Source organism: Rhizobium subbaraonis (genome assembly GCF_900220975.1).
GTDB lineage: Bacteria > Pseudomonadota > Alphaproteobacteria > Rhizobiales > Rhizobiaceae > Mycoplana > Mycoplana subbaraonis.
In genome coordinates, this window is record NZ_OBQD01000009.1 from 165,404 (window position 1) to 190,070 (window position 24,667).

24 protein-coding genes are annotated in these 24,667 nt (G+C 62.5%); 15 read left to right on the forward strand and 9 right to left on the reverse strand.

Features of this window, described 5'->3' with window-relative positions:
- Positions 1-137 precede the first annotated feature (137 nt).
- On the forward strand, positions 138-1,361 hold the full coding sequence (locus CRO48_RS15465; RefSeq protein ID WP_097140757.1) for an ROK family transcriptional regulator: 1,224 nt from the start codon (positions 138-140) through the stop codon (positions 1,359-1,361).
- An 84-nt stretch (positions 1,362-1,445) separates the two neighbouring features.
- Here CRO48_RS15465 and iolG read toward each other — a convergent pair whose 3' ends face one another.
- Complete coding sequence (gene iolG, locus CRO48_RS15470) at positions 1,446-2,438, reverse strand: inositol 2-dehydrogenase (RefSeq protein WP_097140758.1); 993 nt, start codon at positions 2,436-2,438, stop codon at positions 1,446-1,448.
- Positions 2,439-2,703: 265 nt separating this feature from the next.
- On the opposite strand from iolG, the gene CRO48_RS15475 reads away from it, so the two are divergent.
- A complete protein-coding gene (locus CRO48_RS15475) occupies positions 2,704-2,976 on the forward strand; it encodes a hypothetical protein (RefSeq protein WP_245423536.1) in 273 nt (90 codons plus the stop codon).
- Positions 2,977-2,983: 7 nt separating this feature from the next.
- On the opposite strand, the gene CRO48_RS15480 is transcribed toward CRO48_RS15475, so the two are convergent.
- Together CRO48_RS15480 and CRO48_RS15485 are read right to left on the reverse strand one after the other, a co-directional pair.
- The gene (locus CRO48_RS15480) at positions 2,984-3,481 is read right to left on the reverse strand and encodes a hypothetical protein (RefSeq protein ID WP_097140759.1); all 498 of its coding nucleotides are present in this window, start codon (positions 3,479-3,481) and stop codon (positions 2,984-2,986) included.
- 10 nt (positions 3,482-3,491) lie between these two features.
- Entirely contained in the window at positions 3,492-4,508 is a 1,017-nt protein-coding gene (locus CRO48_RS15485; protein ID WP_176526773.1) for a LysR family transcriptional regulator, read from the reverse strand.
- A gap of 269 nt (positions 4,509-4,777) precedes the next feature.
- On the opposite strand from CRO48_RS15485, the gene chvE reads away from it, so the two are divergent.
- The 7 genes from chvE (at position 4,778) to CRO48_RS15520 (ending at position 13,145) form a co-directional block, all read left to right on the forward strand.
- Entirely contained in the window at positions 4,778-5,848 is a 1,071-nt protein-coding gene (gene chvE, locus CRO48_RS15490) for a multiple monosaccharide ABC transporter substrate-binding protein (protein WP_097140760.1), read from the forward strand.
- Positions 5,849-5,959: 111 nt separating this feature from the next.
- Positions 5,960-7,495, forward strand: a complete 1,536-nt coding sequence (mmsA, locus tag CRO48_RS15495; RefSeq protein WP_097140761.1) for a multiple monosaccharide ABC transporter ATP-binding protein — start codon at positions 5,960-5,962, stop codon at positions 7,493-7,495.
- Positions 7,495-8,703: a multiple monosaccharide ABC transporter permease gene (gene mmsB / locus CRO48_RS15500; protein WP_097140762.1), complete on the forward strand. Its 1,209-nt coding sequence runs from the start codon at positions 7,495-7,497 to the stop codon at positions 8,701-8,703. The genes mmsA and mmsB overlap by 1 nt, the downstream gene beginning before the upstream one ends.
- 112 nt (positions 8,704-8,815) lie before the next feature.
- Positions 8,816-9,811 (forward strand): AraD1 family protein, encoded by a 996-nt coding sequence (araD1, locus tag CRO48_RS15505; protein ID WP_097140763.1) that lies wholly within the window; start codon positions 8,816-8,818, stop codon positions 9,809-9,811.
- A 198-nt stretch (positions 9,812-10,009) separates the two neighbouring features.
- Positions 10,010-11,749 (forward strand): L-arabinonate dehydratase, encoded by a 1,740-nt coding sequence (gene araD, locus CRO48_RS15510; RefSeq protein ID WP_097140764.1) that lies wholly within the window; start codon positions 10,010-10,012, stop codon positions 11,747-11,749.
- A gap of 358 nt (positions 11,750-12,107) precedes the next feature.
- Positions 12,108-12,713 carry a hypothetical protein gene (locus CRO48_RS15515; protein WP_097140765.1) on the forward strand — a complete coding sequence of 202 codons (606 nt, stop codon included), beginning with the start codon at positions 12,108-12,110 and terminating at the stop codon, positions 12,711-12,713.
- 87 nt (positions 12,714-12,800) lie between these two features.
- Entirely contained in the window at positions 12,801-13,145 is a 345-nt protein-coding gene (locus CRO48_RS15520; RefSeq protein WP_097140766.1) for a hypothetical protein, read from the forward strand.
- A gap of 518 nt (positions 13,146-13,663) precedes the next feature.
- Here CRO48_RS15520 and CRO48_RS15530 read toward each other — a convergent pair.
- A complete protein-coding gene (locus CRO48_RS15530) occupies positions 13,664-14,068 on the reverse strand; it encodes an acyl-CoA thioesterase (protein WP_097140768.1) in 405 nt (134 codons plus the stop codon).
- 275 nt (positions 14,069-14,343) lie between these two features.
- Between CRO48_RS15530 and CRO48_RS15535 the strand changes: the two genes are divergently transcribed.
- The 3 genes from CRO48_RS15535 (at position 14,344) to CRO48_RS15545 (ending at position 15,327) form a co-directional block, all read left to right on the forward strand.
- Complete coding sequence (locus CRO48_RS15535) at positions 14,344-14,553, forward strand: cold-shock protein (protein WP_097140769.1); 210 nt, start codon at positions 14,344-14,346, stop codon at positions 14,551-14,553.
- Between the two features lie 132 nt (positions 14,554-14,685).
- On the forward strand, positions 14,686-14,910 hold the full coding sequence (locus tag CRO48_RS15540) for a hypothetical protein (RefSeq protein ID WP_097140770.1): 225 nt from the start codon (positions 14,686-14,688) through the stop codon (positions 14,908-14,910).
- Between the two features lie 36 nt (positions 14,911-14,946).
- Positions 14,947-15,327 (forward strand): DUF6481 family protein, encoded by a 381-nt coding sequence (locus CRO48_RS15545; RefSeq protein WP_097140771.1) that lies wholly within the window; start codon positions 14,947-14,949, stop codon positions 15,325-15,327.
- 157 nt (positions 15,328-15,484) lie between these two features.
- On the opposite strand, the gene CRO48_RS15550 is transcribed toward CRO48_RS15545, so the two are convergent.
- The 3 genes from CRO48_RS15550 to CRO48_RS15560 are packed head-to-tail and all read right to left on the reverse strand — an operon-like array spanning position 15,485 to position 18,672.
- Positions 15,485-16,309 carry a transglutaminase family protein gene (locus CRO48_RS15550; RefSeq protein ID WP_097140772.1) on the reverse strand — a complete coding sequence of 275 codons (825 nt, stop codon included), beginning with the start codon at positions 16,307-16,309 and terminating at the stop codon, positions 15,485-15,487.
- A gap of 21 nt (positions 16,310-16,330) precedes the next feature.
- The gene (locus CRO48_RS15555; protein WP_097140773.1) at positions 16,331-17,272 is read right to left on the reverse strand and encodes an alpha-E domain-containing protein; all 942 of its coding nucleotides are present in this window, start codon (positions 17,270-17,272) and stop codon (positions 16,331-16,333) included.
- A gap of 5 nt (positions 17,273-17,277) precedes the next feature.
- The gene (locus CRO48_RS15560) at positions 17,278-18,672 is read right to left on the reverse strand and encodes a circularly permuted type 2 ATP-grasp protein (protein WP_176526781.1); all 1,395 of its coding nucleotides are present in this window, start codon (positions 18,670-18,672) and stop codon (positions 17,278-17,280) included.
- A gap of 332 nt (positions 18,673-19,004) precedes the next feature.
- Between CRO48_RS15560 and CRO48_RS15565 the strand changes: the two genes are divergently transcribed.
- On the forward strand, positions 19,005-19,892 hold the full coding sequence (locus tag CRO48_RS15565) for a DMT family transporter (RefSeq protein WP_097140775.1): 888 nt from the start codon (positions 19,005-19,007) through the stop codon (positions 19,890-19,892).
- A 75-nt stretch (positions 19,893-19,967) separates the two neighbouring features.
- Here the strand turns inward: CRO48_RS15565 and CRO48_RS15570 are convergent, their stop codons facing one another.
- Positions 19,968-21,461, reverse strand: a complete 1,494-nt coding sequence (locus CRO48_RS15570) for a DEAD/DEAH box helicase (RefSeq protein ID WP_097140776.1) — start codon at positions 21,459-21,461, stop codon at positions 19,968-19,970.
- A 425-nt stretch (positions 21,462-21,886) separates the two neighbouring features.
- Here CRO48_RS15570 and CRO48_RS15575 point away from each other — a divergent pair, with 425 nt between their 5' ends.
- Both CRO48_RS15575 and CRO48_RS15580 read left to right on the forward strand, forming a co-directional pair.
- Entirely contained in the window at positions 21,887-22,333 is a 447-nt protein-coding gene (locus CRO48_RS15575) for a host attachment protein (RefSeq protein ID WP_097140777.1), read from the forward strand.
- A 150-nt stretch (positions 22,334-22,483) separates the two neighbouring features.
- Complete coding sequence (locus tag CRO48_RS15580) at positions 22,484-23,002, forward strand: cytochrome C (RefSeq protein WP_097140778.1); 519 nt, start codon at positions 22,484-22,486, stop codon at positions 23,000-23,002.
- Between the two features lie 9 nt (positions 23,003-23,011).
- Here CRO48_RS15580 and CRO48_RS15585 read toward each other — a convergent pair whose 3' ends face one another.
- A complete protein-coding gene (locus CRO48_RS15585) occupies positions 23,012-24,604 on the reverse strand; it encodes a trimethylamine methyltransferase family protein (protein ID WP_097140779.1) in 1,593 nt (530 codons plus the stop codon).
- Positions 24,605-24,667: the final 63 nt, after the last annotated feature.

The window sequence follows — 24,667 nt, forward strand, 5'->3', positions numbered from 1 at the left end:
TTTCTCGACAGTCGAGAAAATAGATGTCAGAAGTTCGGGGGGCTGTCAACAAGGGGGTGAAGGACTTGTCGGCGCCCGCAACAGATGCTTTGGGAGGAGCATTCGTTGAAATCGTCTTTTCAAACCGGAGCCTTGCAATGCTGACGCGATCGAGCACCGAGCTGGTGCGTCAGCAAAACAGTGCGCTTGTGCTCGCAGCGCTGCGGCGGCAGGGGGCGCTGTCGCATACGGAGCTTTCGGCGCGCACAGGCCTTGCCTCGGCGACCGTTTCGGCGATCACGGCCGAGTTGGAGCGGGGCGGCGTGCTGGAGCGCCAGGAGCAGGCCAGCGCCGGTGGACGAGGGCGCCCGCGTGTGCTGTTCCGCCAGAAGCGCGACTATGGCCATATCCTCACCGTTCGCATTTCGTCTGACGCGGTGCAGTATTCCCTTGCCGACTATGCCGGCATGCTGATCGATCGCTTCGAGGAGCCGCGGCAGCATGCGGACCCCTCGACGGCGCACTTCATCGACGCGCTGCGCGCGGGGCTGGCAAAGACGCTGCAGCGTTCGCGCCTGGATCGCGCGCGGGTGCTTGAGGTCTCCATCAGCAGCAAGGGCATCGTGGATCCGGCAAGTGCCACGCTGGTCTGGTCGCCGGTCTTCGGGCTGGATGAGATCGATTTCGCAGGCGTGCTGGGCGAGTGGCGTTCGGTCACGCTCAGCAACGAGACGCTGCTCGTCGCCCATGCGCTCGGTCTGCGCGCTGAACCCGCATCAGGGCTCACCCGCCGGCTTGCCGCGCTGTCCCTCGGCCACAGTGTCGGGCTCGGGATTGCCAATCTGCATGCGACAGGCGAGATTGAAGTGTCCGCGCCCAATTTCGGGCACATGCTGCATGCGGCAGACGGCAAGGTCTGTCGTTGCGGGGCCCAGGGGTGCATCGAGGCGTCGGCCGGTTTCTATGGCATCCTGCGGACGGCCTTCGAGGTGCCGCCCGACACCATTCCCGCAAAATTCGTGCCCCTTGCCGAGATGGAGAAGATCGCGCAGCGGGCGCGACAGGGGCACCGCATGTCCGAATATGCCTTCCGCCAGGCGGGGCTGGCGCTCGGGCAAGGGTTGTCGCGTGTCCTGAGCCTTTACGGAAGCATGCCGGTTACGATCACCGGGCCGGGAACGCGCTTCCTTGATCTCCTGTCGCGCGGGCTGGAGGAGGGATTGCGGCAGTCGCAGCAGGTGCGTCTGAACGGCATGCCTGAGATTTCGATGGTGCCGGAGGAGGCGACGCTGGTCTTCGAGGGGCATGTCGATCGCGCTCTGACGCGGATCGACCGACTGCTCGCCTCCGAACGGCCGTTGGCGGAAGGCGAGACGGCTTGAAGCGTGCGGCCCACAAAAAAGGCCGGGCATGACGGCCCGGCCAGTTGCTGGGAGGATCGGTGCCGGTCTGGCGGGCGCGCCGCCTCAGCCTACTTCTACCAGGCGTTTTTCCTTAACCGATTTGACGGCGGCATCCGCAAGGGCAAGGGCGGCCAGGCCATCGGCGCCGGATGGCGAAAGCGGCGTACCCTTCTCCAGCGAAGCGATGAAGCCTGCAATCTCGTTGGCATAGGCTTCGGTGTAGCGGGTCATGAAGAAATCGTGCAGCGGCGGGCGGGTGTAGCCGTCGCCCGTCGCGATCTCGATCGAGACCGGGCGCTGGTTTTCCGCCGCGACCATGCCCTTTGAGCCGTGCACTTCGATGCGCTGATCGTAGCCATAGGTGGCCCGGCGCGAATTCGAAATGATCGCCTGCTTTCCAGTTGCCGTCTGCAGGATCACCGAGACGCTGTCGTAGTCGCCGGCTTCGCCGATCGCCTTGTCCACCAGCACGGCTGCCGTCGCCGTCACCGAAACCGGCTCCTCGCCGAGCAGGAAGCGCGCCATGTCGAAGTCGTGAATGGTCATGTCGCGGAAGATGCCGCCCGAGCGCTTGATGTAGTCCACGGGCGGCGCACCCGGATCGCGGGAGGTAATCGTCACCATCTCGACCGCGCCGATCCGGCCGGCCTGGATCGCCTGGTGCACAGCCATGAAATGCGGATCGAAGCGACGGTTGAAGCCGACCATCAGCTTGCCGCCGGTTTCCTCAACGACGCGCATGCAGGCGCGCACCCGGGCGACGTCGAGATCGATCGGCTTTTCGCAGAAGATCGCCTTGCCTGCGCGGGAGAAGCGCTCGATCAGGTCGGCATGCGTGTCCGTGGGCGTGCAGATGACGACGGCGTCGATATCGTCGGCCGCCTCGATGTCTTCGATCGTGCGCACGGCGCAACCGTATTGCGCGGCAATGGCCTCGGCCGCTGCGGGAAAGGCATCGGCGACGGCTACGAGAACCGCGTCGGGGTTGCCGGTGACCGCCCTGGCGTGGACCTTGCCGATGCGACCGGCGCCGAGAAGACCAAATCTGACCGTCATGTTTTCAACTCATGGTGCTGCCGGAGATTCTGCCGGCGGTGGGCGGGGGCATGCGCTTTCCCCGATTGCGCCTCTCTTGCGAAGAGGATGGTGCGTCACCCGCATCCCTCAAAATGGAATGCGTAAGCTGCGCGTGCGTCATTTTGGAATATTCATTCCATTTCGTGAGGCCGACGTCAAGCTGTTCCTCGCGCGCCCTGGCGGCGGTTTCCTTCTTCTACAAAACCTCTTAAGAGGGCTTCCGAGGAACAGTCGGAGGCGCCGCATGAAATTCATCGATCCCACCCACCCGGTCTACCGCCCGCTCTGGGTTCGGTTGGTGCTGGTCGGGGGCTGCATCGCCTGGACCGCCGTGGAATACTACAACGGCCAGCAGACCTGGGGACTGATCTTTCTGGTCATCAGCTCATACGCGTTTGCGCAATTGCTGCTTTTCTACAAGCCGCCGGAAGAGCAGGCCGAAAAGCCCACCGAGGAAAAGCTGACCGAGGACAAGCCGGTCGAGGAAAAGCCGGTCGGGGACAGCCGGGAGCAATAGCTACCGTTCACCTGCGCAAGCCGAGCGCTGCTTCCGCCTGCATGCGCCGCAGCGTTTCGTCGATCAGCATGTTTGCGATCATCATCCGGCGCGTCGCGTTCGCCCGCAACGCCTCCGGGGCTGCGTCCGGATGATTGTCACGCGCGAATGCACGGCGGATCGCGGCCAGTTCCGCACCGGTTTCCGATCCGCGCAGTCCGAGGTCCGCAGCCACTTCGTCCGGCGTCGTCCGCATCAGATGCGGTGGTGATGCCGGGGCCACGTCGATCGCCGGCTCGTCTCGCTGCCCGACTTCGCCTTTCATCGGCTCGTCGTCCGCGAACTCGCGATAGGCGGATGCAGCCGAACGACCGGATGCCGCCATGTGATCCCCGCCGAACACCGCGAAGGCCGGAAGGGGGCCACGCGACGGTTCGTTCACCGCGCCGACGCCATCTTCGGACGCGGACTCTTCCTCCACCCGCAGGCGCTCCAGCACACTCTCAAAAACGCTTTTGCCGAACACCGGTTCTTCCTCAGTCTTCCGCGCGCTCGGGGAAAAGCATCCTGCTGCGCTGCAGGATGAGATCATAGAACAGCTTCGCGCTCGGGGGGAGGGCGCGTCCTTTGACGGAGATCAGGCTGTAGGGTTTGATGTCGATGTCGAAGTCGGTGTTGAGGATGCGCACCTCGCTGGGGCCGCCGCCTTTCTCGGTGACGAACTCGGCCATGTCGCGGGCGATCGGCGCGACGGCATTCGACGAGCAGACGAGCGCGACCGTGAGGAGCAGGGAAGCGGTGTTGACCACCGTCGTCGGCAGGGGGACGTCGCCGGCGATGAAAAGCTCTTCGACCCGCCGGCGCAGCAGTGTTCCCGGCGGCTGGAACACCCAGTCGAAGGAGGGAAGGTCCGAGAGCGAAACGACCGGCTTGTCGGCCAGCGGGTGGCCCTTGCGGACGATCAGGCAGGCCTTCTCTATGCCTATTTCCTGCACGTTGAACAGTCGCGGATCGAGATCGTCTGGCACGCGGGCGAGGATGAAATCGTGCTTTGAGGACAAGAGTTCGCGGGCGAGCACGTTGCTCGTCTCGATGCGGACATTGACCTCGATGCCCGGATAGGCGGCGCTGACCTGCTGAATCGCAGGCACCGCAAGACTGATCGCCGGCGCCGTCACGGTGCCGAGAAATACGGTGCCGCCCGCCCCGGACTTGAGCGCGGTGATCTCGCGGTCCACCTCTTCCAGTTCGAGCAGGATGGTGCGGGCGCGGCGGGCGAAGGCGCGACCGAACTGTGTCAGTTCCACCCCGCGCGAGACCCGTTCACAGAGCTGCGCCTTTATTATACTCTCCATTTCCGTCAGCATGCGCGAAGCCGCCGGCTGGGAGATGTTGAGTGCGGCGGCGGCGGCGCTGATCTGCTTGTGATGGTCGATCGCCACGATCATGCGAAGGTGATTGAGTTTCAGGCCCGAGCGAAGGAGACCGAGGCCGAGTTGCTCGTCCCGCGGCCCATCGGGCGGAAGGTCGTCGATGAATTCACTGGTGTGCATGGAGTGCATAAGGCCCTGTCGAAAAATCATATCATTAGCGGTCAATATACCTGTTTTGATATGGGAATAGAAGCTTATTGTATTTGACAGTTATGGCAATTCGTTACAGGTTGCCGGCAGGTGCGCTCGTGCCCAAGGGAGTTGAGGCCGGGAGGGGTGATTATCCTTTTCCTCCGTTGGAGACCGTCGTCTGCGACAGCGGGCAACGAAGCATCGCGTACGGTTCGGACCTGGGGGTTGAGCCGCAAATACAAGGGAGAGACCTGCTAATGAAATTGATCACCTCGCTTCTCGCCGCTGCTGCCGTCAGCGTGGCGTCCTTCGCTATGCCTGCCTTCGCCCAGGACAAGGGCGCCGTCGGCATCTCCATGCCGACCAAGACTTCGACCCGCTGGATTTCCGACGGCGAGACGATGGAGAAGCTGTTCAAGGAAGCTGGCTACACGCCGGACCTGCAGTTTGCCGATGACGACATCCCGAACCAGCTGGCGCAGATCGAAAACATGGTCACCAAGGGTGCCAAGGTTCTCGTGATCGGCGCGATCGACGGCACCACGCTTTCCGACATTCTCGCCAAGGCGCACGACGCCGGCGTCAAGGTCATCGCCTACGACCGCCTCATCCGCGATTCGGGCAATGTTGACTACTACGCCACGTTCGACAACTTCCAGGTCGGCGTCCTGCAGGCAACCAGCCTCGTCGACGGCCTGAAGGCCCAGTTCGGCGACGTCAAGCCGTGGAACGTCGAGCTGTTCGGCGGTTCGCCGGACGACAACAACGCCTTCTTCTTCTACGACGGCGCCATGTCGGTCCTTCAGCCGCTGATCGACAGCGGCGATATCGTCATCAAGTCCGGCCAGCAGGGCATGGACCAGGTCGGCACGCTGCGCTGGGACGGTGCGGTTGCCCAGGCCCGCATGGAAAACCTCCTGTCCTCCACCTACACCGATGCGCAGGTCCATGGCGTGCTGTCGCCCTATGACGGTCTCTCCATCGGCATCCTTTCGGCCCTGAAGGGCGTCGGCTACGGCTCGGGCGACCAGAAGATGGCGGTCGTCACCGGTCAGGACGCCGAGCTGCCGTCGGTCAAGTCGATCCTCGCCGACGAGCAGTATTCGACGGTGTTCAAGGACACCCGCGAACTCGCCAAGGTCGCCGTCAACATGACGGACGCGATCCTCGGCGGCAAGGAGCCGGAAGTCAACGACACGAAGACCTACGACAACGGCGTCAAGGTCATCCCGTCCTACCTGCTGAAGCCGGTTTCGGTCGACAAGTCCAACGCCAAGGACATCCTGGTCGGCGCTGGTTATTACACCGAAGATCAGATCAACAACTGATCGCCATGAAACGGGGTCCGCGCGATCGCGGACCCTTTACCTTGGCGGGCGGGCCCGGGAGTTCGGGCCCCACTCCCGTCGCTCGCAGATTTCTGCCGGAATGCCAGGACTATGGACAACATCATCCTCGAAATGCGGAGCATCACCAAGACGTTTCCCGGCGTCCGTGCGCTCGACAACGTCAGCTTCAAGGTGAGCGAAGGAGAAATCCACGCGCTGGTCGGCGAGAACGGCGCTGGCAAGTCGACGCTCATGAAGGTGCTCAGCGGCGTCTACCCCGCGGGAACCTACGAAGGCGAGATTCACTACGCCGGTGAGGTGCGCCGATTCTCGACCATTTCCGACAGCGAAGAGCTCGGCATCATCATCATTCACCAGGAGCTGGCACTCGTGCCGCTGCTGTCGATCGCCGAAAACATCTTCCTCGGCAACGAGATCGCCCAGAACGGGGTGATCCACTGGCCGCAGACCTTTGCCCGGACGCAAGAATTGCTGAAGAAGGTCGGGCTCAGCGAATCGCCGTCGACCCTTATCACCGACATCGGCGTGGGCAAGCAGCAACTCGTTGAGATCGCCAAGGCCCTGTCGAAGAAGGTCAGGCTCCTGATTCTCGACGAGCCCACCGCATCGCTGAACGAAAAGGACTCCGAGGCGCTCCTGAAGCTGCTGATGGAGTTCCGCAACCAGGGCATGACCTCGATCATCATTTCGCACAAGCTGAACGAGATCAAGAAGGTCGCCGACAAGATCACGATCCTGCGCGATGGCGGCACGGTCGAAACGCTGGACTGTCACAAGGAAGACATCAGCGAGGACCGGATCATCAAGGGCATGGTCGGCCGCGACATGGAGGACCGCTATCCGCCGCGCGAGCCGAAGATCGGCGAGACGCTGCTGGAGGTGAAGAACTGGAACGTCTTCCACCAGCATCACCGCGACCGCCAGTTCCTGCACGACGTCAACTTCACGGTCCGTGCCGGCGAGGTGGTCGGCATTGCCGGCCTGATGGGCGCGGGGCGGACCGAGACGGCGATGAGCCTCTTCGGCAAGTCCTGGGGCCACAAGATCACCGGCGACGTCTACATGCGCGGCAAGCCGGTCGACGTCAGCACGATCCCCAAGGCGATCGATGCGGGCCTGGCCTACGTGACCGAGGACCGCAAGCATCTGGGCCTCGTGCTGATGAACAACATCAAGGAAAACACCACCCTTTCCAATCTGGGTGCGGTGTCCAGCAACGGCATCATCGATGACCGCAAGGAGGCCAAGATTGCGACCGACTACCGGTCGAAACTGCGCATCCGCTCGCATTCGATCTATCAGGAAACGGTCAACCTTTCGGGGGGCAACCAGCAAAAGGTGGTGCTGTCGAAATGGCTGTTCACCAATCCTGAGGTCCTCATCCTCGACGAGCCGACGCGCGGTATCGATGTCGGCGCCAAGTTCGAGATCTATACCATCATCAACCAGCTTGCAGCCGAGGGCAAAGGCATACTGATGATCTCTTCGGAGATGCCGGAGCTGCTTGGAACCTGCGATCGCATCTATGTCATGAACGAAGGACGTATCGTCGCGGAGCTCTCCAAGGAGGAGGCAAGCCAAGAATCCATCATGCGCGCTATCATGCGCTCCGGGGAGAAACACTAATGGTCGCCGATACAAGCGCTCCTGCCGCCAAACCGTCCATCGCGGACTACCTCAAAAACAACATCCGCGAGTACGGACTTCTCGTCGCGCTCGTCGTCATCATGGTGTTCTTCCAGATCGTCACCAACGGCGTTCTGTTCCGACCCGTCAACATCACGAACCTCGTGCTGCAGAACTCGTTCATCGTCATCATGGCGCTGGGCATGCTGCTGATCATCGTCGCCGGGCATATCGACCTGTCTGTCGGGTCGATCGTCGCCTTCATCGGCGCCATATCGGCGATCATGCTGGTGAAATGGGGGCTGCCCGCCATCGTCGTGGTGCCCGCCTGTCTCATCGTTGGCGGCATCATGGGGGCTGCGCAGGGCTACTGGGTGGCCTACCAGAAAATCCCGGCGTTCATCGTCACGCTTGCCGGCATGCTCGTCTTCCGCGGCATGACCTATGTCGTGCTCGGCGGTCGCCCGATCGGCCCGTTCCCGAAGGAGTTCCAGATCCTCTCGACCGGCTTCGTTCCGGATTTCCTCTCTTTCCTCAATCCGGCGCCCGAGACGATCAAGAACATGGTGGCGCTGGTCGCGGTCGTGATCCTCGTCGCACTCGCCATCTGGTCCGGCTTCCGCAATCGCCGCATCAACGAAATGCACGGATCGGAGAACGAGCCGTTCGTGTTCTTCGCCATCCAGATGGCCGTCATTACCGTCGTGGCGCTGTTCATCGGCTTCCAGCTCTCCACCTATCGCGGCCTGCCGAACGTTCTGGTCGTCATGGGCGTTCTGATCGCGCTCTATTCGTTCATCACCACGCGTTCCACCGTCGGCCGGCGGATCTATGCCATGGGCGGCAACGAGAAGGCGGCAAAACTCTCTGGCATCAACACCGAGCGCCTGACCTTCTATACCTTCGCCAACATGGGTGTGCTTGCGGCACTTGCCGGCATGATCATCACCGCCCGCCTGAACTCGGCCACGCCCAAGGCCGGCGTCGGGTTCGAACTGGACGTGATCGCGGCCTGCTTCATCGGTGGCGCGTCTGCGTCCGGTGGCGTCGGCAAGATCACGGGTGCCGTCATCGGCGCCTTCATCATGGGCGTGATGAACAACGGCATGTCGATCATGGGTATCGGCATCGACTACCAGCAGCTCATCAAGGGTCTGGTACTGCTCGCGGCCGTATTCTTCGACGTCTACAACAAGAACAAGGGCTGACCGACCGGCTCGATCCGACAGGTTGCCGGCAAAATGCCGGCGGCCTGGTGCGGACGCCGGACCCGCGGCATGCCCGCGGTCGATAGCAGCCAAATTTGCAAGGAAATGAACGATGCTGGTTTCTCAGGTCAAGAATGCTGACGGTTCCATCACCGTCGTCGTGCGCGAAGAGGGGCAGGGCGGGCGCGCCGTCAAGAATGCCGATAGCCTCTATGCGCTGGCCATGGAAGCCGCCGACGGCGGCAAGAGCCTGAAGGCGGTGATCGAGGCGCACGGTCTCGGCGATGCCGTCGATCTGGAAAAGGCCTATGCGGAAGGACGGCTGATCTCGCCGATCACCCATCCCGATCCCGCTCATCTGCATCTGACCGGCACCGGCCTGACCCATCTGGGTTCGGCTGCGACCCGCGACGCGATGCACAAGAAAACGAGCGAGGCGGCCGAGGAAACGCTGACCGACTCGATGAAGATGTTCAAGATGGGCCTCGAGGGCGGCAAGCCGAAGCCCGGCGAGAAGGGTGTCCAGCCCGAGTGGTTCTACAAGGGCAACGGTTCGCTGGCGGTTGCGCCCGGCGCGGCCCTGACCTCGCCTTCCTTCGCCGAGGATGGCGGCGAGGAGCCGGAAATGGCCGGCATCTACGTCATCTCGAGCAAGGGCGTTCCGTACCGCATCGGCTTTGCCGTCGCCAACGAATTCTCCGACCACGTCACCGAACGGGTCAACTACCTGTATCTCGCCCATTCGAAGCTGCGCCAGGCGAGCTTCGGGCCGGAGATCCGCGTCGGCGAGGCACCGAACGACATTCGCGGCTTCTCGCGCATCGTCCGCGACGGCAAAGTGCTGTGGGAAAAGCCGTTCGTTTCCGGCGAGGCGAACATGTCGCACACCTTCGCCAACCTCGAATATCACCATTTCAAGTATCCGCTCTTCCGCCAGCCCGGCGAGGTGCATGTGCACATGTTCGGCACAGCGACACTGTCGTTCGGCGACGGCATCCGCACGCAGGAGGGCGATGTGTTCGAGATCGGCGCAGACGGCTTCGGCCTCGCGCTGCGCAATCCGCTGGCGATCGCCGCGGAAGAAGAGATCGAGATCCGGCAGCTCTGAGGGCGACGGATCGGCGTGCGTCTCCAGCCGGCCTGAAGCGCAAGAGCAGCGCGGGCCGCGCGAGGTTCTGCACCGGGCCAGATAAGCCGGGCAGGCGCGCCAACGAGGTCTGAACAACGGTCACGGCCGTCAGCATGCGGGCATGACCAAAGCGTTCCGGCACTGACGCCGGGCGCCCTTTTCAAGGACGTTTGGAAAATGACGAAGAAAGCAGAATGGCCGCGCAGGCTGAGGTCGCAGGAATGGTACGGCGGCACGAGCCGCGACGTGATCTACCATCGTGGCTGGTTGAAGAACCAGGGCTATCCGCACGACCTGTTCGACGGTAGGCCGGTGATCGGCATCCTCAACACCTGGTCGGACATGACCCCTTGCAACGGTCATCTCCGTGAGCTCGCCGAGAAGGTGAAGGCGGGCGTGTGGGAGGCCGGCGGCTTCCCGCTGGAGGTTCCGGTGTTCTCGGCCTCCGAAAACACCTTCCGCCCGACCGCTATGATGTACCGCAACCTCGCGGCACTCGCGGTAGAGGAAGCGATCCGCGGCCAGCCGATGGACGGCTGCGTCCTCCTCGTCGGCTGCGACAAGACCACGCCGTCGCTGATCATGGGGGCTGCATCCTGCGACCTGCCCTCGATCGTCGTCACCGGCGGACCGATGCTGAACGGCTATTTCCGCGGCGAACGCGTCGGTTCCGGCACGCATCTGTGGAAGTTCTCCGAAATGGTGAAGGCCGGCGAGATGACGCAGGCCGAATTCCTCGAGGCCGAGGCCTCGATGAGCCGTTCGTCGGGCACCTGCAACACCATGGGCACCGCCTCCACCATGGCCTCCATGGCCGAAGCGCTCGGCATGGCTCTCTCGGGCAATGCCGCGATCCCGGGTGTCGATTCCCGCCGCAAGGTGATGGCGCAGCTGACCGGCCGCCGCATCGTGCAGATGGTCAAGGACGATCTGAAGCCGTCCGACATCATGACGAAGCAGGCCTTCGAGAACGCAATCCGCACCAATGCGGCGATCGGCGGCTCGACGAACGCCGTGATCCATCTGCTCGCCATGGCCGGCCGCGTCGGCGTCGACCTGACGCTGGACGACTGGGACCGCTGCGGCCGTGACGTGCCGACGATCGTCAACCTGATGCCGTCGGGCAAGTATCTGATGGAAGAGTTCTTCTACGCCGGCGGCCTGCCCGTCGTGCTGAAGCGCCTCGGCGAGGCCGGTCTTCTGCACAAGGATGCGATCACGGTTTCGGGCGAAACCGTCTGGGACGAGGTCAAGGACGTCGTCAACTGGAACGAGGACGTCATCCTGCCCGCCGAAAAGGCGCTGACGCAGTCGGGCGGTATCGTCGTCCTGCGCGGCAATCTGGCGCCGAAGGGCGCGGTGCTGAAGCCGTCGGCCGCCTCACCGCATCTGATGGTGCACCGGGGCAGGGCGGTCGTCTTCGAGGACATCGACGACTACAAGGCCAAGATCAACGACGACAATCTCGACATCGACGAGACCTGCGTCATGGTCATGAAGAACTGCGGGCCGAAGGGCTATCCGGGCATGGCCGAAGTCGGCAACATGGGCCTTCCGCCGAAAGTGCTGAAGAAGGGCATAACCGACATGGTTCGCATTTCTGACGCCCGCATGTCCGGCACCGCCTACGGCACAGTCGTCCTGCACACCTCGCCGGAAGCCGCTGTGGGCGGTCCGCTCGCGGTCGTCAAGAACGGCGATTTCATCGAGCTCGACGTGCCAAACCGCCGCCTGCACCTCGACATTTCCGAAGAGGAACTGGCGAAGCGCCTGGCCGAATGGCAGCCGAACCACGACCTGCCGACGTCCGGCTATGCCTGGCTGCACCAGCAGCACGTCCAGGGCGCCGACACCGGCGCCGACCTCGACTTCCTCAAGGGATGTCGCGGCAGCGCGGTGGGCAAGGACAGCCACTGAACTGTGCCAGTCGCGCAGGGGCAGAGACTGGATATTGGCGAAAGGCGGGACATGGTCCCGCCTTTTTCGTTCGCCGCGAGGTGACCGTGGCGCGCCTGCATTCGGATCGCCGCCCACGTCACCGATGGCCGACCGTCGTTGATCCCGGTGGTCCTACCGATGACGGCTTTGGGTCCGTTTGCGGACACCATCCTTCGTCCGGAAAGCGCCATAACCGGACTAACGCCCTCCTGCTTGCAGACGGTTGCTGCCAAGCGTAGAGAGAAAAACCAACCATCGGATGAGGCGTTAAATACCGCCGATTCTATCGGTGTAATATCCCACCGGAAACTTGTGTTCACCGCATGAGATCACCAAATTGTCGATAGAAATCCGCAAGAAGATTCAGCAACTTGTCGATTTTGCGCTTATGCGGCTTTCGAAGTCGACAGTAGTCGACGGCACCTGGATTGGGGTTTTCAGCGATGAGGATCAGGACGAGGTCTTAACCCGCGTACAGGCCGCCTTCGCGCTTATCAAAACGCACGATGCCAATAGATACAAAACGGTAATTGCGTCATTTGATAGAGTTTGGATCAGTTATCTGTTCGGGGCGGTAGGAAGATATTTGCCAGAATTGCGAAGATGCCAACTGGACCCGGTATTCGTGCTTTCTTCCCCAATTGAGTTTATCGCTTCCACGATTATTCATGAAACAACGCACGCTCGGCTGTTCGAATTCGGCCTTCCCTACACCTATGAAAATCGCCATCGTATCGAGAAAATCTGCATCCGGCAGGAGATGTTGTTCGCGCGGCGAATTCCCGAAGCGGAAGAGTTGCGAAAGCGGATTAGTGAGAAGCTGTTACTTGATCCCGAGTTTTGGTCGAAGGAAACTTCCGCTGAGCGCTTTCGCCAGGCATTTGTTGAGTCGGATGGTGGCCTCCCGAAATGGCTTCGTCGCAAACTATTCAAGTCTGTCTGACGCGATGCGACTGCTTTGGGCCCACAATCGGTCATTGCACCCTGACTGAGCTAAGCTATGGTATCGCGGTATGAGCGGAGAAGAGACATGGCAACCGACTGGCTAGAGGGAAATGAACCTGACGCGGACTGGGACCTGGAATTCGCGGAAGAACTCCTCGGCAGCCTCGTCCTCCTTGGGCTCACTTATCGCGAGCCTGATGGAACCGTAGCAGAACAGCGGCAACACCACGGCTATGTCAAAACTGTCGATCCCCGGTGGGGGATAACGGTTAAGCTCGAGGGTGACGAAGCGGAGAACGAAATCAACCTGCCCCCCATACTCGATGCTTTCGAAAGAGCTGAAGAAGGGGTCTACACGGACAGTTCAGGAAATGGCGTCAGCGACCCAGATTTCATCGGGTACTTCACGGTCAGGTCTGCCGCCAACTAGCTCTCAGTGTCGTCTAACTGCTTCAACGAGACGTCCGCTTCGGGCCAAGAGGCGTCTGCCGCTCTGCGCCAAGAGCCGTCATGACGCCGACGCGCCAGAAGTGGTCACCAGCTTGTCAGCTTAAACAACCCGTCCGGAAACACGGGGCAAGCCCACTCCTGCCATTTGATGGGAATGTCGTGATCTCATCTGCGTCAACATGGCTGATGTCGGATGCAGCGGTTTTGAGGTAGTGCTCTCTCACGATAGATAGCGTCAAGTAATAGCCTGGAAGTATCCGAAATGTGGGATTGGTTCCCTATAGTCTTCTTTCCGCTCAAGATTCTCGTGTTAGGCACGGGCATGTTCTTCGCCATCAAGTGGCATCACGATCAAGCGAAGAAGAAATAGCGAAACCAGCGGACCGTGACCGCCCGCCATGGAGAAGCTCGCACTGCTCGTCCATGGATAGGCGATCACACGTCACTGCGAGGAAGACGATGTGGGCGTCGTATACCGCTCACCATTTTCTGCACTTCTCACCCCGGTAAAAATACGCGCGCGATATCGTCAGCGATTCGGCGCGGTCGTCGGGTGGTCGCGTCCACGCAGCACCAGGAACTGCGCACTTCTGTCACCAGATCATCACCGCGCCTGAACATCGTCGCGAAGGACGCGCGTGACCCGCGCGTTCCAGTGGCAGTGACCAGCGCCTCAACCTTGTCATTGAGAAAGAGGGGCACGCGATAGGTGATTTCATGCTTGAGGGCGACCCAAAGAAGCCGGCCCTGCGCTTCGATGGGAGATGCGTGCTGCCAGTAACGCACAACGGCCTCCTGCACCCATTGAAGGTACACGGCATTGTTGACGTGGCCCATCTCGTCGATATCGATTGGAGAGATCGTTATGGGGTGGCGGAACGTTGGGGTCGCTTTTATCGTCATGGTCACAAAATGGGATTGCCAGGACGGTGATGCAACGGTGTTTTATCTCGCCCGATATATTGTGTCGCAAACCTGATATTAACGTGCCGAAAACTAAAAGTTGACAATCGAGCTCAAAGTCTCTATCTCTAGTTCATCGATATTTTGCTGTTGAGCTTTGGTTATTGCGCGATTGGCACCGCGCCCTGAACGAACCCTCCCCGTACAATAATCGTTATCACCATCCGCAACGCTTTCGCGTGGCGGTCGTCAATATTGCTATGAAAGGGTTCATCATGACCACTGGCACCGTTAAATGGTTCAATTCCACAAAAGGCTTTGGCTTCATTCAGCCCGACAACGGCGGCCCTGACGCCTTTGTTCACATCTCTGCCGTCGAGCGCGCCGGAATGCGCGAAATCGTCGAAGGCCAGAAGATTGGCTACGACCTTGAGCGCGACAACAAGTCGGGCAAGATGTCGGCCTGCAATCTCCAGGCTGCCTGATTTGGGATCTGCTTTCCCTTGACCACGGATGTACTGGCACTGTCGAGAGCATGAGACCAAGCGAGGTCAGGCATTTTTTGCCTGGCCTTTTTTATTTCCGCTCGCGTGGCGAGCACCGCAGAGAGGTCGACCATGACCGAGAACTACAGTAAGCCGCGTCAACAGGCAGAGGCTGCCTTCGGCAAGATACAGTCGCAATTCTTCGCTCGCGAGCGCGCCTTTGAAGAACTCGACGCGATCGTCGTAGCCCGCGACGAAAAGACCCTGAGGCTGCGCGAGGCCCGTCTTGCCAAGGAATTGCAGGACAGCATGAAGCCGGCACCCAGCCCCATATCGAAACGCGTCAGAAAGCCCTGACCTCGGTCGGCATGACATCTCAACTGGAGTAGAGATTTGAGAAACATCAGAAATAGCGAACTTTCCGACCGTCGCAGCACTGCTGCTGACGCAAAGGCGGCACTCCTGCGAGCCTATCGCGCCGCCAAGGAGGCTGCCGAGCCGACCCGTGAGGCCAAGCAGGCGGAACGCCTTGCAATCGCCGAAGCCCGCGAAGCGCGCCGCGCCGAACGCGAGCAGCTAAAGCTCGATGAACAAAATCGCATCGAAGCGGAGACGGCGGAGCGCGATGCCGCCGACGCAGCGGCTGCAAAAGCTGAAACCGACGCGCGCGAGTTGGCTGACAAGAATCGCATTGCGCGCGTCCTCGAGGACGAAGCAGCCCGCAAGGCCGAGCGCGACCGCCGCTACGCCAACCGGAAAGCCCGTCAGGGCTGAAGGGCGACGTTCAAACTTTCTGACGGGAGCTGTTGGCTTCGAAAGCAAAGTGCATCGCGGATGAGCCTGGCCTCGTGCACCATTGCTGACGTTGACCGTTGCGCCGTGGATCCAATGATGGCCCGCGATCAGGGACCAGACGGATCCACTTCCTCCCTCAGCTCTGGCTTTGCGACTGGCTCTGCCCTGACGCTTCCACCCTGATCGATACGCTCATCGTCTCGGCCGAGCGGCCGAGCACGAGGCCGGAAACGGGGGCGGCGTCGCGGTAGCACAGGCCGGTCGCCAGGCGGACGTATCTGTCGTCGGGGCAGATGTTATTGGCCGCGTCGAAGCCGACCCAGCCGAGCCCCTGGATGTGGACGTCCGCCCAGGCATGGCTTGCCGCCTGCTCCACATGGCCGTCCATCAGCAGGTAGCCGGAGACGTAGCGTGCCGGCAGTCCAAGCACGCGGGCGGCGGAGATCATGATGTGGGTGTGATCCTGGCAGACGCCGCTGCCCTTTTCCAGGGCGCGCTCGGCGGTCGTGTCGGCCGCGGTCTCGCCGGCCTTGTAGTCGACCGCCTTGTGGAGCGTTGCCATCAGGGCGTGCATGCGGGCGAGTTCGGTCTCGCCCTCTGCCGTGCGCGCCAGTTCGCGGACAAGCCGGCCGGCCTTGGTCAGGGGCGTGTCGCGCAGGTAGAGCCAGAGCGGCACGAAGCCCTGATGCGGGCCGAAGACGCCCGAGCGGTCTTCCGTTTCCACCTCGCCCTCCGCAACGATGCGAATGGTCGTCTGGTCCGCGTTCATGCTGACGAGATCGACATGGTTGCCGAAATGGTCAGCGTAACCCACTTCGACATGGGCGCCATGGACGGTGGTGCGCCAGTCGAGCACGGTCTGGCCGGGCTGCGTCTTCGGCGTCAGCCGCAGGCGCTGCAGGGAGTACTGTACCGGTTCGTCATAGGTGTAGACGGAGGTGTGGTTGATCTTCAGGCGCATCGATTTCCCCTGCCGGCAAGGCTACTGGTAGAAGCGGTAGCCGTCCGAGATCTCCTGTCCCAGCCGGTTGTTCTGGACGATGAACTCCTCGATGAATTCGTGCAGGCCCTGGTCCATGATGTCATCCATCGAGCGGTTCTGCAGAAGCGTCAGCGTCGCGGAGGCGGTCTCGTGGGCGGCGTGCGTCTCGCCATACTGCTGGGCGAGAAAACCGAGATTGCTGACGATCTTGTCGTAGCTGAAAGCCAGCGAGCGCGGCATGCGCGGATTAAGGATGAGGAAGTCGGCGATATTGGCCGGCCGGTACTCGCCGTCATACACCCAGCCGTAGGAGCGGTGGGCGGAAACCGAGCGCAGGATCGATTCCCACTGCATGTTGTCGAGCGAGGAGCCGACCTGCGATATCGCCGGCAGCAGCACGTAGTATTTGACGTCGAGGATGCGCGCGGTGTTGTCGGCGCGTTCGATGAAGGTGCCGATGCGGGCGAAGTTGTAGATGTCGTCGCGCAGCATGGTCCCATGGAAGGCGCCGCGGATCAGGCCGGCCCGGCGCTTGATCGTGTCGATGATCTCGGGCAGGTCCGTGGAGCGCGCCTTGCGGGCCAGCACCTGCTTCAGCTCGATCCAGCATTCGTTGACGGCTTCCCAGGTCTCGCGGGTCAGCGCGGTGCGTACCATGCGCGCGTTGTTGCGCGCCGCCTCGACGCATGACATCACGCTCGAGGCATTGGCCTTGTCGCGCAGCAGGTAGTCCACGGCGTCGAGGCCCGAAAGGCTCGGATGCACCTTGTCGTAGTCCTCGCGCACGCCTGCGCTCTGCAGCACGCCGTCCCAGTCGTCGTCGCCGGAATCGCTGCGGGTCAGCGACATGCGCAGGCCGGCATCGATGAGGCGGGCTGTGTTTTCTGCCCGCTCGATGTAGCGGAACATCCAGTAAAGTCCGTTTGCGGTTCTGCCCAGCATGGCGCTCAGTCCTCCAGAACCCAGGTGTCCTTGGTGCCGCCGCCCTGGCTGGAATTCACCACCAGCGACCCGGCCTTCAGCGCCACGCGCGTCAGGCCGCCGGGAATGATCTGCACCTTGTCGGAAACGAGCACGTAGGGGCGGAGGTCGACGTGGCGCGGCGCCACGCCCTTGTTTACGAGGATCGGCACGGTGGAGAGCGACAGCGTCGGCTGGGCTATGTAGTTGCCCGGCTTGGTCTTCAGCTTGTCGGCGAACAGGGCGCGCTCCCTCCGGGTCGCAGTCGGTCCGACCAGCATGCCGTAGCCGCCGGAGCCGTGGACCTCCTTGACGACAAGCTCTTCGAGATGCTCCAGCACGTACTTCAGGCTGTCCGCCTCCGAACAGCGCCAGGTCGGCACGTTTTCCAGCATCGGCTTGCGGCCGGTGTAGAATTCCACGATTTCTGGCATGTAGGAATAGATCGCCTTGTCGTCGGAAATGCCCGTGCCAGGCGCGTTGGCGATGGTGATGTTGCCGGCGCGGTAGACGTCCATGATGCCAGGCACGCCGAGCGCGGAATCGTGGCGGAAGGTGAGGGGGTCGAGGAAGTCGTCGTCGACGCGGCGGTAGAGTACGTCGATCGCCTCGTAGCCGCGGGTGGTGCGCATTTTCACCTTGCCGTCGATGACGCGCAGGTCGGATCCTTCCACCAGTTCCACGCCCATCTGGTCTGCGAGGAACGCATGTTCGTAGAAGGCCGAGTTGTAGATGCCCGGCGTCAGCACCGCGACGCGCGGCTTGCCGGTGCATCCGGGCGGGGCGAGCGAGGCCAGACTCTGGCGCAAGAGGTTCGGATAGTTCTGCACCGGGCGAACCTTGTTCTGCTGGAACAGCTCCGGAAACATCTGCATCATCGTTTCGCGGTTTTCCAGCATGTAGCTGACGCCGGACGGCGTGCGGGCGTTGTCCTCCAGCACGTAGAACTCGTCTTCGCCGGTGCGCACGATGTCGGTGCCGACGATGTGGGTATAGACCCCACCCGGCGGCTTGAAACCGATCATCTGCGGCAGGAAGGTCTCGTTCTTCTCGATCAGTTCGCGGGGGATGCGACCGGCGCGGATGATCTCCTGCTTGTGGTAGATGTCGTCGAGGAAGGCGTTCAGCGCGATCACCCGCTGCTCGATGCCCTGGGCCAGCTTGCGCCATTCGCGACCGGAGATGATGCGGGGGATGATGTCGAAGGGAATGAGTTTCTCGGAGCTGTCCGCGTGGCCGTATACGGCGAAGGTGATGCCGGTCTTGCGGAAGATATTCTCGGCGTCCCTCGATTTTGCGATCAGGCGGGCCCGATCCTGGCTTGCATACCATTCATGATAGTCTTGGTACGGCTGGCGCGGGGATAAGCCCGCATTCATCATTTCATCAAATGCCAAAGGCGTGTTCCCCATTTTTTGCCATTTGAGTACAACGCATGAGGCAATGCAAGAACCGTGCTCAATCGAAAAGCAAATTTCCAGGAAGCGCGAATAAAGGGCAGAGAGGGGGTGGCCTTGCGCTACGTCAGGCCAACACGGCGGGACGGATCGCGCGCCTGCCGAAGGCTGCTGCCCGTTTAATCGGCATTTGCGCAAAGCACGGGCGGCCCTGATGGTTGTGCGGCATTGAACCTAACCATCAGCATTATTGCTTTGACGATCACGGAGCGCGGCCCTAACGCTCGCGCACGATACCGCCCGTCGGAGTGTGAAAGTTGCTCGATCGCCTGGCTCCGGCCCTCTTCGTGCTGCTCTGGTCGACCGGATGGGTCGCCGCGAAGTATGGCGGCATCTATTCCGATCCTTTGACGTTCCTGAGCATTCGCTACGCCACTGCCGCGGTGCTTTTTGCCGTGCTGTGCCGGATTTCCGGCGTTCGCTGGCCGAAGGACGCAGCCACTGTCGCCCATGCCGTTGTCTCGGGCACGTTTCTGCACGGCTTCTATCTCGCGGCTGTCTGGTGGGCCGTGGGGCAGGGCGTTCCTGCCGCGCTTTCGGGCATCATTGCCGCGCTGCAACCGCTGATGACGGCACTTGCGGCACCCTATTTCGTCGGCGAGCGGCTGTCGCGGCTTCAGAAGATCGGGCTGCTGCTCGGCTTTGCCGGCGTTGCCATCGCCGTACTGCCGAAGTTCACGGATGTGGGGCATGCGGGAATACCGGCCTTTGCGATCCTGGTGAACGTGCTCGGCATGGCCTCGGTCACCTATGGCACGATCTACCAGAAACGGCATCTGCACAGCGGCGACATCCGTGCCATCGCCACCCTTCAGTATTTGGGCGCGCTGGTGGTCACGCTGCCGCAGGCCTGGCTGCTGGAGCCGCTGGAGTTCGAGTTTTCCTGGGGGTTCGTCGCGCTTCTGGCGTGGTCGGTGCTGGGGATCTCGATGGGCGCCATTCTTCTGCTGCTTTACCTGATCCGTCGCGGCCAGGTGTCGCGGGCGGCCTCGCTGATCTACCTCGTGCCGCCGCTGGCGGCGATCGAGGCGGCGATCGCCTTTGGCGAAGAACTGACGCTGCCGATGATCGCCGGCACGGTCATCGTGGTGGCGGGGGTTTATCTGGCAAACCGCAAGGTCCCGCGCGCCGCCCCGGCCGAATAGCCTCTTCCCGAAAAGGAAATGGCGGGCAGGCGCCCGCCATTTCTCACGGTATTCTTTCAAAGCGTTCGCTTGGCCTCAGGCCTGCTCGCGACGCTGATTGCCCTGGCGACGCTGCTGACCGTTGCGGCCGCCGTTGTTGCGGGCGGGACGACCACCGGCATGATTGCGGTTGCGGCCTTCGCCCTGCTTCTGATCGGGGCGACCCGGTGCGTGGCGGTTGGCGGCCGTGCCGTCCTGAGCGGAAGCGTCTGTACGCCGTTCCTGGCGCTTCTGCGGACGGTCGGAGAAGCCGCGATCGACGATCTGGCCCTCTGACCTGTCCTGCTGCGCGCCGCGGGCGCCAAGGCCCTGCGGACGGGCAGGGCGCTGCTGGGGACCGCGCTGGCCCCTGCCGCCCCGGCCCTTCTTCGACTTGCCGCCGGCACCGGCGAGATCGGCCGGGGCTTCACCGCTGGCAACCGCGATCGAAATACCCATCAGCTTCTCGATGTCGCGCAGGAGGCGGATGTCGTCGGGCGCGCAGAACGCGATCGCGATGCCGTCTCGACCGTTGCGGGCGGTGCGGCCGATGCGGTGGACATAGGCGTCCGGCACTTCCGGCAGGTCGTAGTTGTAGACGTGGGTGACGCCGGGGATGTCGATGCCGCGGGCGGCGACGTCGGTCGCAACCAGCACGCGGATCTCACCTTCGCGGAACGCCTTCAGTGCCCGCTCGCGCTGGCCCTGGCTCTTGTTGCCATGGATCGAGGCGGCCTTGAAGCCGATGTGATCGAGGTGCTTCATCAGCTTCTCGGCGCCATGCTTGGTGCGCGAGAAGATCAGCGACAGGCCGTCCGGATTGTCGCTCAGCGACTGCCGCAGGATCTGCGTCTTCTGGTCCTTGCCGGGAACGAAGTGCACGTACTGCTCCACCTTGTCGGCGGCCTTGCCGGGCGGTGTCACCTCGACCTTTAGCGGGTTGGTCAGATACTCGCCGGCAAGTTCTGCGATCAGCTTCGGCATGGTCGCGGAGAAGAGCAGCGTCTGGCGGTTCTTCGGCACCAGCTTGGAGATCTTGCGCAGGTCGTGGATGAAGCCGAGGTCGAGCATCTGGTCGGCTTCGTCGAGCACGAGATAGCGGCCCTGTGTCAGCGTCACGGCCTTGCGGGCAACGAGATCGAGCAGGCGACCGGGGGTGGCGACGAGGATGTCGGTGCCGCGCTCCAGCATCTGCTGCTGCTTGTTGATGGAAGCGCCGCCGACGACGGTGACGACGCGCAGCGGCGTCTTCTTGACGAAGTCGCGCAGGTTGTCGGCGATCTGGTTGACGAGTTCGCGGGTGGGGGCGAGCACGAGTGCGCGGATGTTGCGCGGGTCGGGACGGCGGGCCTCGGCGAGCAGTCGCTCGATCATCGGCAGGCCGAAGGCAGCCGTCTTGCCGGTGCCGGTCTGGGCGAGGCCGATGAGGTCGTTGCCGGCGAGGACCAGCGGGATCGCCTTTTCCTGAATGGGAGTGGGCTTGTCAAAGCCGAGTACTTCAAGGGCTGATAGAACATTCTTGGACAGCCCGAGTTCGTTAAAAGTCGTCAAGTCAATAGCCTTTCGGGGCGCCAAACGCGTCAGCCGGACAGGCACCATGCCGGTCCGGAAACGTCTGGCGTCAAGAACCCCGCGTGAATTGGGAACTTGTGGGTTGATGGAGGCGTCTGGCGCAGTCTTCCGCCCTGTGGCGGCAACGATTTCGCTTGCGCTCGTCCTTCTTCCGCGATCCAATCAAAATGTTCGCAGGGCTCGCTCACGCGGCGGCCGAAAGGAGACGCAGGCCCCATGTCGTGCTTTTAGGCTGGAAAGTCAAGCACGAGTTTTCGCGGGTGCGGCACGACCCTCGCACTGCAATAGGCCGGGAACCCGACACCTTGCCTCGCGTTGCACCTTTGGGATGTACCATTTCTGTTTTTGGAAAAGGCTGTGGCAATGGCTGCCGCAGCCGGTCACCGCGAAAGGAGTGAGCACGAATGACGACCACATGGATACTCGCCGCCGACGGTAATCAGGCCCGCCTGCTGAAGGGGGTCAATTTCCTCAAGGACGACCAGAAAAGCCCCGAGCAGGAGATTTTCCGCAGCGATCCGAAGAAGGCACAGGACATCATGAGCGACCGGCCGGGCCGCAGCTTCTCCTCCCATGGTCCCGGCCGCTCAGCGATGGAATATACCAGCGATCCCGTCCGCGACGAGCAGCAGCGGTTCACCGCCGAGGTGGCGGAGAAGCTGGAGGGCTATGCCGACGCCGGCGCGTTCGACCGTCTGATCGTGTGTGCGGCGCCGCAGACGCTTGGCGATCTGCGGACGATGCTCGGCTCGAAGGCGCGCGAGCGGACGACGGCTGAGATCGACAAGGATTTCACCAACCTGCCGACCGAGAAACTTGTCTCCTCGGTGCGCTCCATCATGTTCGAATAGGGCAGCCGGTCTGGGAGCGGCCGCAGAGGCTGCTCCCATCCCTGCAACGCGGTCACCAGCACCGGTTCGGCGCCGCAGTACCCCCTTTGCCCGAATTGCCGGCCTGTTTGCTCGATTGGTATAGTGCGCCACCGTCAAAGGAGGCTGACCATGCAAGCGCATCGAGCCGTTGCCCTGTCCGTGCTTGTCCTCTGTCCCGTCTTCTCGTCGAGCGCTCCCGCGCGGGCTGAGACGCCGGTCGAAAGAGGGCGTTATCTCGTCCAGTTCGGCGGCTGCAACGACTGCCATTCTCCGGGATACTTCTTCGGAAAGACGACGCCGGAGACCTATCTTTCCGGATCGGACGTGGGCTTCCAGATGCCGCAGGGGACTTTCGTCGGTCCCAACCTCACGCCGGACAAGACCGGTCTCGGAGACTGGTCGGAAGAGCAGATCGTCAAGGCGCTGCAGACTGGCGAGCGGCCCGACGGGCGGATACTGGCGCCGATCATGCCCTGGCACGCCCTCGCCAAATTGACGGCGGAGGACGTCGGGGCAATCGCGAAGTTCCTGAAGTCGCTGCCGCCTGTCGAAAACAAGGTGCCCGGACCGCTTGGCCCCGGCGAGAAGCCGGCTTTCCCTGTGATGACGATCATCTTTCCGGAAGGATCAGCTCCGGCGGCGAAGTGAGCGCGGTCGTCAGAAGTCGGTCGGAACGCCGCCTTCCTGCTTGCGCCTTGCGACGAAGGCGTCGAGTTCGTCCTCGATCGCCGGATCTATGGGCGGGCGCTCGTAGGCGTTCAGCTTCTCCTTGAAGACGCGATTGGCATGGTCGTAGGTGGTCGGTCGGCCGGCTTCGGACCAGGTCTCGAAGTTCCTCCAGTCGGAAAGAATCGGAGAATAGAAGGCCGTGTCGTAGCGTGCGAGCGTGTGCGGCGTGCCGAAGAAGTGGCCGCCGGGGCCGACGTCGCGCACCGCGTCGAGGCCGAGCGCGTCGGCGCTCGCATCGAGCGGTGTCAGGAACTCCGCCACCATCTGCAGCATGTCCACGTCGAGGATGAATTTTTCGAAGGAGGCTGTCAGGCCGCCTTCGCTCCATCCGGCGGCATGCATGACGAAGTTGCCGCCCGCTTGCGTCAGGGCCCAAAGCGAGAAGGCCGATTCATAGGCCGCCTGCGCGTCCAGCGTGTTGGAGGCGTTGGTGTTGGAGGTGCGGTAGGGAATGTTGTACCTGCGCGCCAGTTGCCCCCCGGCGATCACCGCCTTCATGTATTCCGGCGTGCCGAAGGCGGGTGCTCCGGTCTTCATGTCGACGTTGGACGTGAAGCCGCCATAGATCACGGGTGCGCCCTTGCGCACCATCTGGGTGAAGGCAATACCGCAAAGCGCTTCCGCGTTCTGCTGGACGACGGCGCCTGCGATCGTCACCGGGGCCATTGCGCCTGCCAGCGTGAAGGGCGTCACCACCACGACCTGATTGCGCGAGGACATCTCGATGATCCCTTGCAGCATCGGCCCGTCGAGCCTGAGCGGCGAGGAGGTGTTGATGATGGTGAAGAGCGAAGGCTCGCGCTCCATCTGCTCCATCGAGATTCCGCGGCCGATTCGCGCGATCTCGATGCCGTCGATATTGCGCTGCTTGCCCAGGGAATAGACGTGGAACACCTTGTCGGTGAGCTTCACCATGTCCGACAGGCAGTCGAGATGGCGCACGGAGGCGTGCAGGTCCACCGGCTCCACCGGATAGCCGCCGGTGGTGTGGATGATGTCGTAGGACTGGGCCAGCTTCACGAGCTTGCGGAAGTCTTCCTGGTTGCCGGCGCGGCGTCCGCCCTCGCGGTCCGCGACGAAGGGCGCCGAGGCGACCTGGGCGAAGACGAGGTTGTTGCCGCCGATATCGACGTTGCGCGCCGGATTGCGCGCGTGCATCGTGAAGCTTGAAGGTGCGGATGCCACCATCTCCATGATCAGGCCGCGGTCGAAGCGCACGCGATCGGTCCCCGGCGACACGTCGGCGCCGGCCGCCTTCATCCGCTCGCGCGCCTCCGGCAGAATGATGTCCATGCCGATTTCTTCGAGGATCGTCAGGGATGCCTGATGGACCGCCTCCAGCGCGTCCTCGGAGAGGGCCGCCGACCTTGCCAGCGGATTGACGAGGTTGAGGTACCGGGATCCCTTCGGCGCTGCCCTCTGCCTTTCGGCGGCGCGTCCGCCGGGCCGTCTTCTGCGCTCGACGGGGCCTTCTCCCGCCTGGTTGGCCGCGTGCAGGTCGAAGTCTACGACGTTACCCATGATCCGTCCCGATTGGCGTTATCGTCAGGTGATCCTGCCACAGGCCAGCCACAGATGACGGGC